The sequence below is a fragment of the Rhizobium sp. GR12 genome, from assembly GCF_036596185.1.
Classification (GTDB): domain Bacteria; phylum Pseudomonadota; class Alphaproteobacteria; order Rhizobiales; family Rhizobiaceae; genus Agrobacterium; species Agrobacterium nepotum.
The window spans coordinates 127,729-143,201 of sequence record NZ_JASXTH010000012.1 but is presented as its reverse complement, the minus strand read 5'-3'; the positions used below and the strand labels follow the sequence as shown (position 1 = coordinate 143,201).

Below are 15,473 nucleotides of genomic sequence, written 5' to 3'. Positions count from 1 at the left end.
AAATGCCCCATTCCAAACCTTGATAAGGATTACTGCCCGACCTTCGCGTTCCACTCCGACAGCCACTTGTCGCGGTTATCAAGCGTCACGTCGGAAGGAATGAGTTGCAGGCTTTTTGCGGTTTCGTCGCCATAGGTTATGTTGTTTGCCACCTCGTCGGAAACCTTGACCTCTTTATTGGTCGGGCTGTCCACCAGCTTTTCGGCCAGCGCCTTCTGAACGTCGGTCGAAAGCCAGAAATCCATGAATTGCAGCGCAAGCTCCTCGTTCTTCGTGCCCTTCGGCACCACGAGCACGTTCATGCCGCCGGTCTGGCCTTCCTTGGGTGTCGCCCAGGCAAGTGGCAGGTCGAGCTTGGTGAAGGGGGCCCACGAGAAGCGACCAATCGGGGCGGCCCAGATTTCCTCCTGCTGCATCAACTGCACAAGCTGCGAGGACTTGACGTAGAAAGTGACGATATCGTCCTTCTTTTCGCCCACAGCCTCGATGGCCCCGGCAAGATCCGGCGTGTCCTTGCCGATGGCCTTGCCGAGCATGTAGAGCGCGGGCGGTCCCTGATTGGTGGTGACATTCGGGAAGGCGACGTGATCGACGACGCCTTCCTTCAGCAGATCGGCCCAGCTATCGATCTTCATCTTGTCGGTGCGATAGACGATGGAGGTGGCGTAGAAGTTGACGCCGACGCTCATGCCGTCGCCGTTCGGATCCTTGGCGATGTCATAGAGCTTGTCGATATTCGCAACCTTGGAGGCGTCGATCTTCTGGATCAGGTCCTTGCGGGTGGCGGAAAGCGCATCCGCCATGGAGACGATGGCGAGATCGACCACCGGATTGGCCTTGTTGGCCTCCATTTTGGCCAGACGCTCGACGCTGTTGCCGGTCTCGACAACCAGCTTGCAGCCACATTGCTTCTCGAACGGCGTATAGACCAGTTCCTTGAATTCGTCCTGCGCGAAGGCGTAGACCGAGATCGTCAGCGTCTTGTCCTGCGCCTGTGCTGCACCCACTGTCAGCATCAGGGCGGCGCCCGATGCAAGAATGATTTTTTTCATGGTATGAGTTCTCCTACTGTCGTGTTTTTGGCTTCAATCGCATCATGCTTTTTTTTGGCCGTGGAGCCGCGCATGATCAGCGCCATCGGTACTTTCGAGATTTCTGCTGTTACCTCGGCCGCTAAGCCGTTTTCGAAACCGGAATCACCATCGATCGCGCGCAACAGCGCATCCACGGCCAGATCGGCGATGCGGCCCATATCCATGCGCATAGTCGTCAGCGGCGGCGTCACAACGGCCGAAAAAATCAGATCGTCAAAGCCGGTGACACTCGCCTCTTCCGGCACCTCGATGCCCTCGCGCTGCAACTCGGTGAGCGCGCGCAACGCATGCAGGTCGGACACGGCGGCGAAAGCGGTGAAACCCTCGGTGACCCTGTCGGCAAGGCCAAGCCGGCAACCCGCGCCATCAGCCTTTTCAATGGCGTCCACCCACAGCGTCTCCGTTACGCAGGCCTTGCCGAGACCGTCGCGAATGCCGCCGAGGCGGTCGTTCTGCACGTTGGAATCCCGGTTCTTGCCGATAAGCACCACCTTGTCGTGGCCAAGGGCTGCCAGATATTCGCCGATCTGCCGACCGCCATCCCAATGGTCGGCGGCAACAGTGTTTCCGGGTGTCGAGGGGCTGTCGATAACAGCGACAGGACAATCGACATCCGCGATACGTGTGCCACGACGGGGAACGATCACCATGCCATCCACCCCACGCTCGATCAGCCGGTTGATGGCGTCCGTCTGCATGGCGATCTCGCCGCGCGAGTCGGCGATCAGAACACCGTAACCGGCATTGACGGCCGCCTTTTCGATGGCCTGCGCGATCTGTGGAAAGAGCGGATTGGCAATGTCAGGCAGAACCAGCCCCAGAACACCGCTTTTGCCGGTGCGCAGCGCCCTGCCCGCCGAACTCGGCACATAACCGAGTTCGCTCGCGGTTTTACGGATGCGCTCCACCAGTTCCGGCGAAACGCGGCCCTTGCCCGACAGCGCATTGGACGCGGTTGCTACCGACACGCCGAGTGCCGCTGCTATCGCGCTCAGATTGGTGGCAGGCCGTGAAGACGCCATGTTGGTCCGAAAGGGCTGATTAAACGTTTAATCACGATAGTCGAGCGAAACTCTCCTGTCGAGTCCGGGTAAAGGGAAAACAGGGCGAAAACCGAGGCACAAGGTCTAAATGCCCGAAAAAAGTGCGATTATTTTTTAGAGCTGTGGATTACCCGACGCACGATATGCCTCCACCTGCCGCACCAGCCAGTCGCGAAACAGCACGACGGGAACATGGTTGGCGCGAGAAAGTGGTGCGACGGCATAATAGGAGCTTGGGCTTCGGGCCTGATGATCGAAGGGCTTGACCAGTTGCCGCGATTTCAGTTCGTTGTCGATCAGGAAAAGCGGCATCAGCGCCACGCCAAGCCCGGCGATGCAGGCCTGCGCCACGCTGGAAAACTGCTCGAACCGCATGCCCTGCGGCAGAGCGAGCGACAGACCGAGGCTCTCGAACCAATGGCCCCATGCACCCGGCCGCGAGGCCATGTGCAGAAGCGGCAGGGCGGCAATATCCTCACCCTTTTCGACCGGATGCAATTTCAGGAATTCGGGACTGCACACCGGCGCAACCATCTCATGCATCAGAAAGGTGCTTTCCGCCCCCGGCCAGTCCGCCTGGCCGATATGGATCGCCATATCCAGTTGCTCGCGCTCAAAATCGAATTGCCCGATGCGGGTGGCGAAGTTGATGGTGATTTCCGGGTGGCTGGAGACGAAATCGGGAATGCGCGGCAAAAGCCAGCGGGTGCCGAATGTGGGCAGCATGGCAAGGTTGAGCGTGTTGCCATGCGTTTTGGTCATGATCTGCAATGAGGCGGAACGTATTTCTCCAAGGGCTGTGGCAATCGATTTTGCGTAAGCACGCCCCTCGGTCGTCAACGCCACGCCGCGCGCGCCACGTTCGAACAGGCGCACGCCAAGCTGTTCTTCCAATGACATAACCTGCCGGCTGATCGCCCCTTGCGTCAGCGCCAGTTCCTCGGCAGCGGCAGAGAAGCTGCCAAGCCGCGCAACGGAATCGAAAGCGGCGAGCGCACTGGTGGAAGGCAGGAGTTTGCGGCTGAGAGACGTCATGAGCCATTACTATATGTAATGCAAAAATGAGTAAACATGGCTTGTGCTATCAGGGTTGAGTACGAATAATCCGGCCAGCAAATCTGGAGGCATAACGTGAGCGAACGCGCAGCATTCAATTGGCAGGACCCTTTTCTGCTGGAAGACCAACTGACCGACGACGAGCGGATGATCCGCGACGCCGCCGCCGCCTTTGGCAAATCCGAACTTTTGCCGCGCATCTCCGAGGCCTATCTCTCCGAAACCACCGAACCGGAGCTGTTTCGCCTGATGGGCCGAACCGGCCTTCTCGGCATTACGCTACCGGAAGAATATGGCGCGGCCAACGCCAGCTACGTGGCCTATGGTCTCGTCGCCCGCGAGGTGGAGCGCATCGACAGCGGTTACCGCTCGATGATGAGCGTGCAGTCCTCACTCGTGATCCACCCGATCTTCGCCTATGGCTCGGACGAGCAGAAGAAAAAATATCTGCCCGGCCTCGTCTCCGGCGAATTGATCGGCTGTTTCGGCCTGACGGAGCCGGATGCCGGCTCCGATCCGGGCGGCATGAAGACCCGCGCTGAAAAGATCGCGGGCGGATATCGCCTGCGCGGTTCGAAGATGTGGATTTCCAACGCGCCGATCGCCGACGTCTTCGTCGTCTGGGCCAAATCGGAAGCCCATGACAACCAGATCCGGGGTTTCGTGCTGGAAAAGGGCATGAAGGGTCTCTCCGCCCCCAAGATCGGCGGCAAGCTTTCGCTGCGCGCCTCCATAACAGGCGAAATCGTCATGGACGGCGTGGAAGTGGGTGAAGATGCGCTGCTGCCGAATGTTTCCGGCCTGAAAGGCCCGTTCGGCTGCCTCAACCGCGCCCGCTACGGCATTTCCTGGGGCGTGATGGGCGCGGCGGAAGATTGCTGGTTCCGCGCCCTGCAATATGGTCTCGACCGCAAGCAGTTCGGCAAGCCGCTGGCCGGCATGCAGCTTTACCAGAAGAAGCTCGCCGACATGCAGACCGAAATCGCGCTTGGCCTTCAGGCCTCCCTGCGGGTCGGCCGGCTGATGGACGAGCACAGGATGGCGCCGGAAATGATCTCCATCATCAAGCGCAACAATTGCGGCAAAGCGCTGGATATCGCCCGTCAGGCCCGCGACATGCACGGCGGCAACGGCATCCAGATCGAATATCACGTCATGCGCCACGCCCAGAACCTCGAAACGGTCAATACCTATGAGGGCACGCATGACGTCCACGCGCTGATCCTCGGCCGGGCGCAGACGGGCATTCAGGCGTTTTTCTGAGGCTGGCTGAATCTTCGGAACAGGCCCGAAGATGACGACGAGTGTGAGGCAAGTTTGCCAGAAGTCTGAGGCCTCCGAATATCGTTTCGGAGGCCTCTTTGCTTTCCAACTCAGGTAATGGCTCAAAATGTATCCCTGACGCCAACGCCCGGACCACCGGTCAGCCTCCACCGCATACGGTCCGCCGAAAATGAAAATTAGAGCCTTCTTCCCGTCATCCGAGTGCAACACAGAAACGGTACGCAGCTTGTTGGAATGATTCCAGACACGCAACGGTGGAGATACAAATATGACCGACATCGATACGAGCAAGCTTTCCTGGGACGAGTGGGACGAGTTGCAAAACCCGCCGCCGGCCGAAACCGATTTCGACCGTGTGGTCGAAGCCGCCATTTCCCGACGCGGCTTTCTCGGCGGCGTGCTTGCCTTCGGCTCGGCTGCAGCAGCCCTGGGCACGCTCGGCAACCTGATGACCAGCACTTCGGCTGAGGCGCAGGAAGCCGCCGCCGGCCGCTTCCCCTTCAAGCCGGTTGCTGCCGCGACCGACCACACCATCCATGTGCCGGAAGGCTACAGCTGGAAACCGGTGGCCAAATGGGGTCAGCCGCTTTTCTCCAACGTTCCCGATCTTGACCCCGCCAAGGGCGTCAGCGTTGAAAATTCCGACAAGGTCTTCGGCGAAAACACCGATGGCATGGAACTGTTCATGGTTGGCGGCCACCAGCTGATCGCCGTCAACCACGAATATGTGAACCCGGAAATCAACCTGCCGCACACGGAAAAGGGCAATCCGAAGACGGCCGAAGACGTGAAGATCCTGCAGAACATGCAGGGCGTCACCGTCATGGAAGTCGCGGAAGGCACCGAAGGCTGGAAAATCGTTCTCGACAGCCCGTTCAACCGCCGCATCCATCACAACACGCCGATGAGGCTTTCCGGCCCGGCCGCAGGCTCCGACCTCGTCAAGACCGCCGCAGACCCAAAGGGCATCGACTGTCTCGGGACTTTCAACAATTGCGGCGCCGGCCGCACGCCGTGGGGCACCTACCTCACCTGTGAAGAAAACTTCAACGGCTATTTCGGAACCACCGACGCCGCCTTCAAGCTGCCGGATGACTACAAGCGCTACGGCATCGTCGCCGAGACCCGTTACGCCTATGAGAAGTTCGACGAACGCTTCGACGTCGCCAAGAACCCGAACGAGCCGCGCCGCGCAGGTTATGTGGTCGAGATCGACCCTTCAGACGCCTCCTCCACCCCGATCAAGCGCACCGCACTTGGCCGCATCAAGCACGAAAACGCCGCAGTGGTGGTGGCCCGTGACGGCCGCGTGGTCGTTTACATGGGTGACGACGAGCGTGGCGAATTCCTCTACAAATTCGTCTCCAACGGCATCTATGTTCCAGGTGGCGACACCTCGAAGCTGCTCGACGAAGGCACGCTCCACGTTGCGAAGTTCTCGGACGACGGCGCCGGTGAATGGCTGGCTCTGACGCCTGAAACCACGGGCATGAAGATCGACGAGATCTACGTCTTCACCCGTCAGGCGGCTTCCAAGGTGGGTGCAACGACGATGGACCGCCCGGAATGGGTCGCCATCAATCCCGTCGCCATCGAGGCCTATTGTGCGCTGACCAACAATAGCCGTCGCGGCGAAGTCAAGGACGGCAAGCTGCGCGCCAATGCCGGCGGTGACGCCATGGCCATCAATGCCGCCAACCCGCGCGAGAAGAACGAATACGGCCAAATCGTGCGCTGGTATCCGGAAAACGACGACCATGCGGACGGCAAATTCAAGTGGGACCTGTTCTGCATGGCAGGCAATCCTTCCGTTCACAAGGACGCCTTCGCCGGCTCCGCAAACATCAACGAAGGCAACATGTTCAACTCGCCTGATGGCATGATGTTCGACAGTACCGGTCTCCTCTGGATCCAGACCGACGGCGAAGACAGCAATGAAGGCAACTTCGCCGGCCAGGGCAACAACCAGATGCTGGCAGGCGATCCGGCCACCGGCCGTATCGAGCGCTTCCTGACCGCGCCGAAGGGCTCCGAAGTTACCGGCCAGACATGGTCCGGCGACAAGCGCACCCACTTCGTCGGCATCCAGCACCCCGACGCCCCCTTCCCGGACGGCGAGGGCAAGCTGCCGCGCTCCGCCCTCATCGCCATCAAGCGTGACGACAACGCGCAGATCGGCTGACGTATCGGCACAAACGGAACCGGGTTGCGGCATAACGGCAATTCGGTTTCACGATTGAGAGCGCCGTGCGCCTGAAGGGGTGCACGGCGTTTTGCGTAACAGGCCATGTCGAGACTTCGTTTTCCGGTATCGCGGAAGTGCCGCATCGCGCCACCGGAGATTATCAATCACAGGGCCGAATTCTACACCATCTCTTCACCGGATCGGTTGTGATACCCGCAATCGCGACCTAACCTTAACCCATCCGCTCGGACACATATTCTCCCGGCGAAGCGGGAAACACCACGGTCCGGTTTCCGTTGAGGAAGACCCGGTGGTGAATATGGGCATGAATGGCGCGTGCAAGAACCTGGCTTTCAACGTCGCGCCCAAGGCTCACATAATCCATACCGCTCTGGGCATGGGTGACGCGGATCGTGTCCTGCTCGATAATCGGGCCTTCATCAAGATCGGCGGTGACGTAGTGGGCGGTCGCGCCGATCAGCCGCACGCCGCGCTCATAGGCCTGCTTGTAAGGGTTGGCACCCTTGAAGGAAGGCAGGAAGGAGTGATGGATGTTGATGATACGGCCGGACATTTCCTGGCAGAGCCGGTCCGACAGAACCTGCATGTAACGCGCCAGCACGACGAGTTCCGCGCCTGCATCGCGCACCACCTGCAGGATGGCCGCCTCGGCCTCCGGTTTCGTCTCCGGCGTGACACGGATGTGGTGAAAGGGAATATCCTCGTTCACTACCTGCTTCTGGTATTCGAGGTGATTGGAAATTACCGCGACGATCTCAACGGGCAGCGCACCGATGTGGGAGCGATACAGCAGATCGTTCAGACAATGGCCGAAGCGTGACACCATGATCACGACTTTCGTTTTCCGCGAGAGATCGTGGATGTCGTATTCCATGTCGAAGTCGGCGGCGGTGGAAGCGAACCCGGCAACCAGAGCAGCGGGCTCCAGCCCCTCTTCCGAGACGAAGCTCAGCCGCATGAAGAAGCGGCCCGTCTGCAGATCGGTGAATTGCGAACTGTCGTTGATGTTGCAACCCGACCGCGCGAGATATCCGGATACTGCGGCAACAATGCCGCTGCGTGCCGGGCACGAGACTTTCATGACATAGCTGCTCAAATCCTGCTCCCTTTGATGGATCAGCGTCGGGCAGATTGGCGGCGATGCCGCCCTGCCCGATCATGGCTAACGAGACCGATAATGGCGTGTTACGCGCCGTAAATCGGAAAAGCGTCGCAAAGTGCTGCAACCTCGGCCCGCACCTCCGCCTCGACTGCGGCGTCGCCTTCGGCGTTGACGGCAAGCGCGTCGATGACACGCAGGATCAGCGTACCGATCTTCTCGAATTCGGCTTCACCGAAACCGCGCGTGGTGCCGGCCGAGCTGCCGAGCCGGACGCCCGAGGTGACGAAGGGCTTTTCAGGATCGTTGGGAATGGAGTTCTTGTTGCAGGTAAGGCCCGCCCGCTCCAGTGCGATTTCGGTCACCTTGCCGGTCACGCCCTTCGGACGCAGATCGACCAGAACCATGTGGCTGTCGGTGCCGCCCGAAACGATCCCCAGACCACCATCCGCCAGCACTTTGGCCAGAGCCCGTGCGTTGGCAATGACCTGACCGGCGTAATCGGCAAAATCCGGGCGCAGCGCTTCACCGAAGGCAACGGCCTTGGCGGCGATGACATGCATGAGCGGGCCGCCCTGATTGCCGGGGAAAACGGCCGAGTTCAGCTTTTTCGCCAGATCCGCGTCATTGGTCAGGATAAAGCCGCCACGCGGGCCGCGCAGGGTTTTGTGGGTGGTGGAGGTGACGACGTGGGCATGCGGCACCGGGTTCGGATATTTGCCGCCGGCGATCAGACCGGCATAGTGGGCCATGTCGACCATCAGCCAGGCGCCTACCTCGTCGGCGATTTTGCGGAAACCGACGAAATCGATCTGGCGCGGATAGGCCGAGGCACCTGCGATAATCAGCTTCGGCTTCGTTTCCAGTGCCTTTGCACGCACCTTTTCCATATCGATCAGATGCGTCTCGGCATCGACCTCATAGGAGACGACATCGAACCACTTGCCCGACATGGTCACCGGCGAGCCGTGGGTCAGGTGGCCGCCATGGGCCAGGGAAAGCCCCATGATACGGTCGCCGGGCTGAAGAAGCGCCAGAAACACCGCCTGATTGGCCTGCGCGCCCGAATGCGGCTGCACATTGGCAAATTCCGCGCCGAAGACCTGCTTCAGACGGTCGATGGCGACCTGCTCGACCTTGTCGACGAATTCGCAGCCGCCGTAATAACGCTTGCCCGGATAACCCTCGGCATATTTGTTGGTCAGCACCGAGCCTTGAGCGATAAGAACATCGTTGGAAACGATGTTCTCCGAAGCGATCAGTTCGATCTGGGTCTTCTGACGGTCGAGTTCCTCGGCGATGGCATCGGCAATCACCGTATCGGAAACGGCATTGTGTGACAGACGGTTGAGCATTGTTTTCTCCTCCAGGATCAGGCGGTTTCGGCGGCAAGTTCCTTGCAGCCGGTTTCAAGCAAATGGCCAAGATGCGGCGCGAAACTGTTCCAGATATCCATGCGGAACCGGTCAGGCGCATCGCGCCACAGCACTACGGTCACGCCGTCGAAAATCGTTCGGCGCGCTTGCCCAACCGGAATGGTGTCGATGTCGCGGGCGCAGCCGAGCGTCAAAAGTTCGCTGGCCTGCGGCCCCTCAATCTGAAACGTCACCTCCCGCCCGGAAATATCGGCAAGGCTGTGCGGGTGGCCGGCATAAACGCCCGCGCAGGCCGCGATCAGTCTGTCGACGTCACCGACAGGCGTAAGGATCGTCCATTCGTCCGGACCGAGGCACACGGCCTCAGTTTCGCCAGCAGAGGCACGGTTGCCGATCCGGTCCGGCAAGGTGAGACCGAGGGCGGCGTTCAGCGGTGCCAGATCGCCGCGCGCACGCAGCGCGAGGCGCCCTTGCGCGGACACGATGCTGACCCGGGCGGCTTTGCTTTCGGCCAGAATCCCGGAAGCGGGGGAGGAAACGCGCATATTCATTTTCATCTCCGGGTCAGATTTTCAGGCGGGTGTTTTCGGGATCGACAAACACCATGCCGGTGATTTTCGCGGCAATGGTACGCTCTGGCATAGGAATGTAGACGGTCTCGCCCATCCGCTCGTGGCCGCCTTCGACCAGCGCCAGCGCAATCGGCTGGCCGGCCGCGTCCGAATGGTAGGACGAGGTGACATGGCCGACCATCTTCATCGGGATCGGCTGTTTCGGATCAAAGACGATCTGCGCCCCCTCTTCCAGCTTCGAACGATCCTCCGTCAGAAGGCCAACGAGATGCCTGCGGCCCTTGGCGACGAGATCTGGACGCGCCAGACCGCGCTTGCCGACGAAATCCGGCTTGGTCTTGCCCACGGCCCAGCCCATCGCGGCATCATAGGGCGTGACAGTGCCGTCGGTGTCCTGACCGACGATGATGTAACCCTTTTCGGCGCGCAGCACGTGCATGGTCTCGGTCCCGTAGGGCGTGATGCCGTATTGCTGGCCGGCTTCCCACAGGGTTTCCCAGAGTTTGTAGCCAAGCGGGGCCGGTACGTTGACCTCGAAACCGATCTCGCCGGTGAACGAGACCCGGAACAGCCGCGCCGGTATTCCGGCCACCGTGCATTCCGCGCAGGACATGTGCGGGAAAGCCTCTTCCGTCAGCTCGATGCCTTCGACCAGCGGCGCGAGCAGCTTTGCCGCATTCGGGCCGTTGAGCGCAATGGTCGACCATTGCTCCGTGGTGGAGGTCAGCCAGACGTTGAGATCGGGCCACTCGGTCTGGAGGTAATCCTCCATCATGTTCATCACCCGCGCGGCACCGCCGGTGGTGGTGGTCACGTGGAAGCGATCCTCGGTCATGCGGCCGATGACGCCGTCGTCGCGGATGAAACCGTCATCGCCCAGCAACAGGCCGTAGCGGCAGCGGCCCGGCGCAAGCTTCGACCATGGGTTGGTGTATATGCGGTTCATGAACTCGACCGCATCGGGACCGACGACCTCGATCTTGCCGAGCGTCGAAGCGTCGAACATGCCGAGGCTTTCCCGCACCGCGCGGCATTCGCGACCGACGGCGGCGTCCATATCCTCGCCCGGTTTGGGGAAATACCAGGCGCGACGCCATTGGCCGACCGGCTCGTAAACCGCGCCATGCACTTCCGCCCACGGGTCGATCTGCGTCTTGCGGGTCGCCTCGAAATGCTGGCCGCGATGATAACCGGCGAAGGCCCCGAATGTCGTCGGCGTATAGGGTGGCCGGAAGGTGGTCAGACCCACTTCCGGCTGGCGCTTGCCGAGCGCCTCTGCCGCGATGTTGAGGCCGTTGATGTTGGACATCTTGCCCTGATCGGTCGCCATGCCGCTGGTGGTGTAGCGCTTGACGTGCTCGATCGAGCGCATGCCCTCGCGCACGGCCAGCCGCAGATCCTTGGCGGTCACGTCGTTCTGGTAATCGACGAAAGACTTGGCCTTGCCGGCATCGCGGTCGCTGGGCAGTTCCGTCAGCGATACGCCGCTACCGGTGCGGTCGTGCTCCACCGAATAATTGCTGACATCGCCCGACTTGCCGAGCGCCGCAGCGATCTTCCGGCCTTGCTCGGCACCATCTTTCAGCGCCGCCGCAATGCCCCAAAGCCCGCGCCCGGCACCGGCAATGGCGCAATCCTCATTGGTCGTGGCCGGCAGGAAGGTGGTCCGTTCGTCATCCCAGGCAATCTTGCCCTGCGTGTGGGAAAACAGATGCAGGGACGGCGTCCAGCCGCCAGACATCAGCACCGCGTCACAGGCGATTTCCTGCCCCACACCGACCGTGGATCCGTTAACCGGGTTAACGCGGATCGATTTGACACGTAGCCGCCCCGAGGTCGCCGTGACCGTGTGCGACAGCCGCGCGGGAATGCCGAGCGCGCGGGCTTCGTTCACCAGTTCTTCCCGCACCTGAGTGCGGGTATCGACAATCGCCTGAACCCGAGCGCCTGCGCTGTGCAGATCGAACGCCGCGTACCATGCACTGTCATGGCTCGTCACCACCACCGGACTGTTGCCGACCCTGACGCCATAGCGGTTCAGATAGGTCTGGGCGGAGCCGGCCAGCATCACGCCCGGCCGGTCGTTGCCATGGAAGACCAGCGGTTTTTCGAGCGCGCCCTGCGCCAGCACCACATGGCGCGCACGGACCCGCCACAGGCGTTCGCGCGGCACATCCTGCGGCAGCGTTTCGAGATGGTCCGTCAGCTTTTCGCAGAGGCCGATCATGTTCTGGTGGTAATAGGCAATCGCCGTCGTGCGGGTCATGATCCTGACGCCGAGATCCTTCAGCGCCTTCAACTCGTACGCAAGCCAGTTCCATGCCGGCTGGCCGTCGATCTGCGCCTGCGGTTCGGACAATAATGTGCCGCCGGCTTCTGCATTTTCATCAACCAGAACGACCTTGAGGCCATCGACCGCCGCCGCGCGCGCTGCGCTAAGACCTGCAGGACCGGCGCCGACGATCAGCACATCGCAATGCAGGTTGCGCGAGGCATAGGTATCGGGGTCTTCTTCGGTTGGCGAAACGCCGAGACCCGCCGCCGCGCGGATGAAGGGCTCATAGACCTTGTTCCAGAAGCTCTTCGGCCACATGAAGGTCTTGTAGTAGAAGCCGGCCGAAAACAGCATGTAGGCCATGTCGTTGACCGCGCCCACGTCGAATTTCAGGCTCGGATATTTATTCTGCGAGTTGGTTTCCAGCCCGTTCCAGATTTCCTGCACTGTGGCGCGGGTGTTCGGCTCGAAGCGGCCGGAACCGCGACGGGTGCCGATCAGCGCATTCGGCTCCTCGGAACCCGCCGCTACAGGGCCGCGCGGGCGGTGGTATTTGAACGAGCGGCCCATCAGATGTACGCCGTTGGCCAGAAGTGCGGAAGCGACGGTATCGCCCTTTACGCCGCGATAGATCTTGCCATCGAAGGTAAAGATCACCGGCTGGGCGACATCCACCCGGCCACGGCCGGAAACGCGATAGGAGTTCATTTCGACACCTCGGAGCTGGCAATATTGGAAAGGGAGGCAAGCTCAGGGCGAGGTTCGCCCGCCCGGTAGGTCGTCAGGAAACGGTCACTCACCGTGTCGCGCACGGCGTTGAAGAAGCGGCCGCAGCCATGCAGGTGCCGCCAGCGTTCGAAATGCGGTCCCTTGGCGTTTTCCCGGATGAACAGGAACTCCTCCCACTGCGCATCGGTCTGCGACGACGGATCAGCCACACGGGTGATGTGGGCCTGCCCGGCATAGGTGAACTCGGCCTCGGGCAGCGTTTCGTGGCAATAGGGGCAACGGATCAGCAGCATGGGTTAGCTCCTCAGTGCGCCACGGCAGCGGCGGCTGCCTCGTCGATCAGGCGGCCGGAGCGGAAACGCTCCAGCGTGAACGGCGCGTTGATCGGGTGCGGTTCGTTCTTGGCAATGGTCCAGGCGAAGGTGTGGGCAGCGCCCGGCGTGGCCTTGAAGCCGCCCGTGCCCCAACCGCAATTGACGTAAAGCCCGTCAACCGGCGTCTTGCCGAGAATGGCCGAGCGATCCGGCGTGACATCGACGATGCCGCCCCATTTGCGCAACATCCGCATGCGGTTGAAGATCGGAAAAATCTCGACGATGGCGGCGATCGTATGCTCGATCAGCGGCAGGCCGCCGCGCTGAGAATAGGAGGTGTATTGGTCCGTGCCCGAACCGATCACCAGCTCGCCCTTGTCGGACTGGCTGATATAGGCATGGACCGCATTCGACATCACCACACAGGGGAAGATCGGCTTGATCGGTTCCGACACCAGAGCCTGCAGCGGATAGCTTTCGAGCGGCAGGCGAACGCCTGCGGTATCCATCACCGCCGATGTATGACCGGCGGCCGAAACTGCGACCTTCTTCGCCTTGATGAAGCCCCTCGCCGTCTCGACGCCCGCGACGGAACCGTCGGCGTTGCGGCGAATGGCGGTGACCGGGCAGTTCTGGATGATATCGACGCCACGGGCGGCGGCACCGCGCGCATAACCCCAGGCAACGGCATCATGGCGCGCCGTGCCGGCACGTTCCTGAAGTGCACCGCCCATCACCGGATAGCGGGCATTCGGCGCAATGCTCAAAGGTGGGCAATATTCCTTGCACTCTTCAGCGGTCAGCCAGCGATTGTCGACGCCGTTCAAACGGTTGGAATGAATGTGACGCTTGAAGCTTTGCACGTCATGCACATTATGCGCCAGCATCAGCACGCCGCGCCGGGAATACATGACGTTGTAGTTCAGTTCCTGGCTCAGGTTCTCCCACAGATCGACTGCGTGGTCGTAAAGACGGGCGCTTTCGTCGTAGAGATAGTTGGAGCGGATGATCGTGGTGTTGCGGCCCGTATTGCCGCCGCCGAGCCAGCCCTTGTCGATGACCGCGACATTGGTGATGCCGTGCTGGCTGGCCAGATAATAGGCAGCACCAAGACCGTGGCCACCCGCCCCAACGATCACCACGTCGTATTCGGCCTTGGGCTGACTGTCGGGCCATTGCTCTTCCCAGTTCTTGTGGCCGGTCAGGGCATTCCGCAATAGATTGAAGGCATTAAAACGCGTCATGAGCGGGCCTACTGGTTGGAAAATCTCGGTATTCAAAAGCCTACGGACATTTATCCCGGTCGGGCTGGACAATCGCGTCTCTTTGGATGAATATTTGCGTCATGGTCTCTCAACGCGCCAAGAAACGCCTCAGCGTCGCCTTCCTGCTTGCCGACCGGTTCACGCTGTCGGCTTTCGCAAATTTTGTCGATGTCCTGCGCCTTGCCGCCGACGAGGCCGATCGCTCCCGGCCGATTCTGTGCGAATGGTCGGTGCTGTCAGCGACGCTCGGCAATGTGCAATCGAGCTGCGGCGTCAAGGTCCAGCCGGATACGAGGCTCATCGACGCCACGCATTACGACTATATCGTGGTTGTCGGCGGATTGATCAGCGACCACAGCGCCCTGTCGCCGGAGGCGCTGCGGTTCCTGAAAGACCGCGCGGCGGCCGGCATTCCCATCGTCGGGCTCTGTACCGGCGTTTTCATTCTGCATGAGGCGGGCCTGCTGGACGGTTATCGCTGCTGCGTGAGCTGGTTCCACCATCAGGATTTTCTCGACCGCTTCCACGCCGAGCAAATGGTCTCCGACCAGCTTTTCGTCATAGACCGCAATCGCCTGACCTGTTCTGGCGGGCATGGCGCGGCGCATCTGGCGGCGTTCCTTGTGGAGCGCCATGTCGGCCAGTCGGCCGCCATCAAGAGTCTCAACATCATGATGATCGACAGTGCGCTGAGCGGCGAAAAGCCCCAGCCCGGCCAGCAGAGTGCCAGAACGGCAACAGATCCCGTGGTTAGAAAGGCGATTCTGCGGATGCAGCAGAACATCGAGGTTCCGAGAACCGTGCTGGAACTCGCGCGCGATCTCGGCCTTGGCCGCCGCAGCCTCGAACGGCGTTTTCTCGGAGACCTCAAGGCGACACCCTCCAAGGTCTATCTCGAGCTTCGGCTGGATCGCGCCCTTTCCCTTCTGCGCACCACGCGCGACTCGATCACCCAGATTGCGCTCGCCACCGGTTTTTGCGACGCGCCACACTTTTCACGCACACTCCGCGCCGAGCGCGGCTTCAGCCCCAGCGAATATCGCAAGACGCAGATAGGCCACTCGGCGTCCGACGAGGAGTTCGCCGTCGGCGTGCTGTTGCCTCAACTCTGAGTGCGTTCTGTTTGCCCACCAAAAGGCCAGATGCCGCAAAAATTAAGT

At 61.1% G+C, this 15,473-nt stretch carries 12 protein-coding genes; 3 read left to right on the top strand and 9 right to left on the bottom strand.

Annotation, left to right across the window (positions count from 1 at the left end; genetic code table 11):
* Positions 1-29 precede the first annotated feature (29 nt).
* From QSK43_RS20785 to QSK43_RS20775, 3 genes are all read right to left on the bottom strand, one after another.
* Entirely contained in the window at positions 30-1,052 is a 1,023-nt protein-coding gene (locus tag QSK43_RS20785; protein WP_332305064.1) for an ABC transporter substrate-binding protein, read from the bottom strand.
* Complete coding sequence (locus QSK43_RS20780; protein ID WP_332305063.1) at positions 1,049-2,116, bottom strand: LacI family DNA-binding transcriptional regulator; 1,068 nt, start codon at positions 2,114-2,116, stop codon at positions 1,049-1,051. Before QSK43_RS20780 ends, QSK43_RS20785 begins: the two co-directional genes overlap by 4 nt.
* A 135-nt stretch (positions 2,117-2,251) precedes the next feature.
* The gene (locus QSK43_RS20775) at positions 2,252-3,172 is read right to left on the bottom strand and encodes a LysR family transcriptional regulator (protein WP_332305062.1); all 921 of its coding nucleotides are present in this window, start codon (positions 3,170-3,172) and stop codon (positions 2,252-2,254) included.
* Positions 3,173-3,268: 96 nt separating this feature from the next.
* On the opposite strand from QSK43_RS20775, the gene QSK43_RS20770 reads away from it, so the two are divergent.
* Positions 3,269-4,456, top strand: coding sequence for an acyl-CoA dehydrogenase (locus QSK43_RS20770; protein WP_332305061.1), 1,188 nt, complete (start codon positions 3,269-3,271; stop codon positions 4,454-4,456).
* Between the two features lie 289 nt (positions 4,457-4,745).
* Positions 4,746-6,659, top strand: coding sequence for a PhoX family protein (locus QSK43_RS20765; protein ID WP_332305060.1), 1,914 nt, complete (start codon positions 4,746-4,748; stop codon positions 6,657-6,659).
* A gap of 235 nt (positions 6,660-6,894) precedes the next feature.
* Here the strand turns inward: QSK43_RS20765 and purU are convergent, their stop codons facing one another.
* The 6 genes from purU to QSK43_RS20735 all read right to left on the bottom strand — a co-directional run bounded on the left by purU (position 6,895) and on the right by QSK43_RS20735 (position 14,292).
* Entirely contained in the window at positions 6,895-7,764 is an 870-nt protein-coding gene (gene purU / locus QSK43_RS20760) for a formyltetrahydrofolate deformylase (protein WP_442967871.1), read from the bottom strand.
* Positions 7,765-7,868: 104 nt separating this feature from the next.
* Positions 7,869-9,137, bottom strand: a complete 1,269-nt coding sequence (gene glyA / locus QSK43_RS20755; protein ID WP_332305058.1) for a serine hydroxymethyltransferase — start codon at positions 9,135-9,137, stop codon at positions 7,869-7,871.
* Positions 9,138-9,154: 17 nt separating this feature from the next.
* Entirely contained in the window at positions 9,155-9,709 is a 555-nt protein-coding gene (locus QSK43_RS20750; RefSeq protein ID WP_332305057.1) for a sarcosine oxidase subunit gamma, read from the bottom strand.
* A gap of 13 nt (positions 9,710-9,722) precedes the next feature.
* The gene (locus tag QSK43_RS20745) at positions 9,723-12,713 is read right to left on the bottom strand and encodes a sarcosine oxidase subunit alpha (protein WP_332305056.1); all 2,991 of its coding nucleotides are present in this window, start codon (positions 12,711-12,713) and stop codon (positions 9,723-9,725) included.
* The gene (locus tag QSK43_RS20740) at positions 12,710-13,027 is read right to left on the bottom strand and encodes a sarcosine oxidase subunit delta (protein WP_332305055.1); all 318 of its coding nucleotides are present in this window, start codon (positions 13,025-13,027) and stop codon (positions 12,710-12,712) included. The genes QSK43_RS20745 and QSK43_RS20740 overlap by 4 nt, the downstream gene beginning before the upstream one ends.
* An 11-nt stretch (positions 13,028-13,038) precedes the next feature.
* Positions 13,039-14,292, bottom strand: coding sequence for a sarcosine oxidase subunit beta family protein (locus QSK43_RS20735; RefSeq protein WP_332305054.1), 1,254 nt, complete (start codon positions 14,290-14,292; stop codon positions 13,039-13,041).
* 86 nt (positions 14,293-14,378) lie between these two features.
* Here QSK43_RS20735 and QSK43_RS20730 point away from each other — a divergent pair, with 86 nt between their 5' ends.
* Positions 14,379-15,425, top strand: a complete 1,047-nt coding sequence (locus QSK43_RS20730; RefSeq protein ID WP_332305053.1) for a GlxA family transcriptional regulator — start codon at positions 14,379-14,381, stop codon at positions 15,423-15,425.
* Positions 15,426-15,473 lie beyond the last annotated feature (48 nt).

Coding starts and splice junctions, on each gene's coding strand:
- QSK43_RS20775 (WP_332305062.1), bottom strand. CDS start 3,172: ATGACGTCTCTCAGCCGCAAACTCCTGCCTTCCACCAGTGCGCTCGCC.
- QSK43_RS20750 (WP_332305057.1), bottom strand. CDS start 9,709: ATGAATATGCGCGTTTCCTCCCCCGCTTCCGGGATTCTGGCCGAAAGC.
- QSK43_RS20735 (WP_332305054.1), bottom strand. CDS start 14,292: ATGACGCGTTTTAATGCCTTCAATCTATTGCGGAATGCCCTGACCGGC.
- QSK43_RS20780 (WP_332305063.1), bottom strand. CDS start 2,116: ATGGCGTCTTCACGGCCTGCCACCAATCTGAGCGCGATAGCAGCGGCA.
- QSK43_RS20765 (WP_332305060.1), top strand. CDS start 4,746: ATGACCGACATCGATACGAGCAAGCTTTCCTGGGACGAGTGGGACGAG.
- purU (WP_442967871.1), bottom strand. CDS start 7,764: ATGAAAGTCTCGTGCCCGGCACGCAGCGGCATTGTTGCCGCAGTATCC.
- QSK43_RS20740 (WP_332305055.1), bottom strand. CDS start 13,027: ATGCTGCTGATCCGTTGCCCCTATTGCCACGAAACGCTGCCCGAGGCC.
- QSK43_RS20730 (WP_332305053.1), top strand. CDS start 14,379: ATGAATATTTGCGTCATGGTCTCTCAACGCGCCAAGAAACGCCTCAGC.
- QSK43_RS20785 (WP_332305064.1), bottom strand. CDS start 1,052: ATGAAAAAAATCATTCTTGCATCGGGCGCCGCCCTGATGCTGACAGTG.
- glyA (WP_332305058.1), bottom strand. CDS start 9,137: ATGCTCAACCGTCTGTCACACAATGCCGTTTCCGATACGGTGATTGCC.
- QSK43_RS20745 (WP_332305056.1), bottom strand. CDS start 12,713: ATGAACTCCTATCGCGTTTCCGGCCGTGGCCGGGTGGATGTCGCCCAG.